This window comes from Acidiphilium sp. PM (assembly GCF_000219295.1).
In the GTDB taxonomy this organism is placed as follows: domain Bacteria; phylum Pseudomonadota; class Alphaproteobacteria; order Acetobacterales; family Acetobacteraceae; genus Acidiphilium; species Acidiphilium multivorum.
The window spans coordinates 1-3078 of sequence record NZ_AFPR01000292.1 but is presented as its reverse complement, the minus strand read 5'-3'; the positions used below and the strand labels follow the sequence as shown (position 1 = coordinate 3078).

Below are 3078 nucleotides of genomic sequence, written 5' to 3'. Positions count from 1 at the left end.
CCAGCTCCTGATCGGGCAGGGCCGCCACGCCGAGGCCGAGGCGCCGGCGCGACGCGCACTGCTGCTCGCCCCGCGCGACCCGTCGGTGCATCACCTGCTCGGCATGATCCAGACCGAAACCGGCCGCCCGACCTCCGGCGAGCGGCATTACCGCATGGCCGAGGCCAGATCGAGGCGCCGAACCGAACGCTGCTTGGCAATCTCGCCTGGAATCTGCGCCAGCAGGGCCGGCTCGACGAGGCGGCGGCGGTCTACGGGCAGGCGTTGTCCGGCCCTGCCCGGCCGGTGCGCGCTCTGGCCGGGCTGGCGCAGGTCGAGGCCGGGCGCGGCCGTTTCGACGCGGCGGAAGCGCTGCTGGCCGAAGCCGGGACGTCCGCCGCCGCCCCGGGCGACCGCATGGTCGCGGCCCTGATCGCGCTGTCCCGGCTGCGTGCGGGCGATGCCGAGGCCGCGCTCGACCGCATCGCCGCCACCGAGGCGGCAATCGCGCCGCAACCGCTGCTCACCACCGAACTGGCGATGCGCGGCCGCGCGCTGGAACGCCTCGGCCGCCACGACGAGGCCTGGGCCGCCTATCTTGCCGGCCGCGACTTCCAGCGCGAACGCGCCCGCCGCCGGTTCGATCCCGCGCCGATCGAGGCCCGGCTCGCCGGCATCCGCGAAACGTTCAGGGCCGACCGTCTGGCAGGGCTGCCGCGGCCAGCGCCAGTGGCGAACGCGCCGGTGCCGGTCTTCCTGCTCGGCGCGCCGCGCTCCGGATCGTCCCTGCTCGAGCACCTGCTGGCCCAGGCGGCGGAGATCGACCCCGCGGACAACCGCGCGCCGCTGCCCGGCCTCGGGCGGCTGCTGCCCAGGCTGGTCGAGGGGTTTGGCGGGCCGACGCTCGACTTTCCGGCCGCCCTCGAGGGCACGGTGGCCGGCGAGGCGCAGGACATTCCGGCCATTCTCGCCAGCCGCTATGTCGCCCTGATCCGCGCCGCCGGCATTGTCGGGCCGCAGGCGCGGTTCGTGACCGACCGCCATCCCGAACTGCCCTGGCTGCTCGGCCTCGCCAACACGCTGTTCCCGGGGGCGCCGGTGATCCATGTGCTGCGCCACCCCCTCGACGTGGTACTGTCCGGCTTCGCGCAGGACCGGCTTTACGAGGGTAATGCCGGCGTGACGCTGGCCAGCCTCGCCCGGCTCTACGACGCGCAGATGAACGCCATCGCCCATGTCCGCGGACAGACCACCATGCGCTACCTGCCCGTCCGCTACGAGGATCTCGTCACCGACACGGAGGCGACGCTGCGCCGCGTGCTCGACTTCATCGGCCTGGCCGCCGACCCCGCCGCGATGATCGCCACCCCGCCGCGCGCCGTCCCGCGCGTTCCGGCCTATCGCGCCGAGCTGGAGCCGCCGCATCGCCGGGGTGTGTTCCGCCACCGCCGCTTCGGCGACGTCTTCGGCGAGGCGATGCCGGTTCTCGCCCCCTGGATCGAGCGCCTCGGCTATGCCGCGACACCGGAGGGCACGGCATGAGCGCCGCGCCGCAACCGACGGCGAAGATCACGGTCGGCGAGGTGCTGGCCGAGATCACCGCGCTCGAACGGGACGGCAGGCTGGAGGACGCCGAATCGCTCGCCGAGCGCGCGGTCGCCGCCTCGCCCGGGCATCCGCACATCCTACATCTCTCGGGGATCGTCGCCTACCGGCGCGGCAACATCCCGCGCGCGATCGAGCGGATCGAGAAATCCCTCGTCCTGGCGCCGGAGGTCGCGATCTATCCGCGCAACGCCTGCGAGATCTATCGCGGCGCCGGGCGGCTCGACGACGCGCTGGCGATGGCGTTGCGCGCCGTCGAACTCGCGCCGGAGGAGCGCGCCGCGCATTTCAATCTCGCCCTGATCCGCTACGAGCGCCACGAGCTGGACGCGGGCATCGAGGCGGCCGACCGCGCCATCGCGCTTTCACCTGATTTCGCCGAGGCGCATTTCGAGCGCGCCGAGCTGCTGCTGATCGGCGGAAGGCTGACGGAAGGCTGGGAGAGCTACGAATGGCGCTTCAAGCTGAAGCAGGCCGACGGCATGCTGCCGAAGACCGACAAGCCGCAATGGGACGGCAGCCCGATGCCGGAGGGGCGGCTGCTGCTGGTCGCCGACCAGGGCTTCGGGGACTGCATCCAGTTCGGCCGCTATATCCCCTGGGTCGCGGCGCGCGCGCCGAAGCCGGTGATCGCCTGTGGCGGTGATCTCATGCCGCTGCTGCGGCAGTTCCCCGAGGTGGGCCGGTTCGCGAACAGCTGGGCCGCCGCCGGCGAGTATGACGCCTTCATGCCGCTCTCCGGGCTGCCGCGCCTCGCCGGCACGACGATCGCGACGATTCCGGCGGACATCCCCTATCTGCGGGCCGATCCGCGCAAGGTGGAGGCGTGGCGCCAGCGCCTCGCCGCGCTGGTGCCGCCGGGGCTGAAGCGCATCGGCCTGGTCTGGGCCGGGCGGCCGACCCACAAGAACGACCGCAAGCGCACGGTGCGGCTGGAGCGTTTCGCGCCGCTGTTCGCGCGGCCGGACATCGCGATCGTCACCGTGCAGAAAGGCGACCGGATCGACGAGGTGGGCGGGTATTTCGGCCCGGCGCCGCTGGTCAATCTCGGGCCGTCGATCTTCGATTTCACCGATACGCTGGCGATCCTGCAATGCCTCGACCGGCTGGTGACGATCGACACCTCCGTCGCTCATCTGGCCGGCGCCTCGGGCGTGCCGACCTCGATCATCCTGCCCTATGCGCCCGACTGGCGCTGGCTGCTGGACCGCGAGGACACGCCCTGGTACCCGTCGCTGCGCCTGTTCCGCCAGGAGCGCCCCTCCGACTGGTCCGGCGTCGTCGAACGGGTTGCCGGGAGTCTCTGATGCGCCGTCTCGCTTCGCTTGTTCTCGCCTGCCTGTTCGGCATGCCCTTCGCCGCGCATGCCGCATCGCTCACGCTGTATTCGCGGCTTGATTATGCGCCCGCCGTCGCCCGCGCCTTCACCGCGAAGACCGGGATCGCCGTGCGCGTGCGCCGCCCGCCGCCGACCGGCCTCGCCGACCGGATCGA

General features: G+C 72.6%; 2 protein-coding genes and 1 pseudogene. All 3 read left to right on the top strand.

What is annotated here, in order from left to right:
* On the top strand, window positions 1-1521 hold a 1521-nt coding region (locus tag APM_RS11580), incomplete at its 5' end, for a sulfotransferase (protein ID WP_007423565.1).
* On the top strand, window positions 1518-2891 hold the full coding sequence (locus tag APM_RS11575) for a tetratricopeptide repeat protein (RefSeq protein ID WP_007423564.1): 1374 nt from the start codon (window positions 1518-1520) through the stop codon (window positions 2889-2891). The genes APM_RS11580 and APM_RS11575, both read left to right, overlap by 4 nt.
* Window positions 2891-3078 (top strand): annotated as a pseudogene (locus APM_RS11570) (iron ABC transporter substrate-binding protein); the annotation flags it as partial. The gene APM_RS11575 and the pseudogene APM_RS11570, both read left to right, overlap by 1 nt.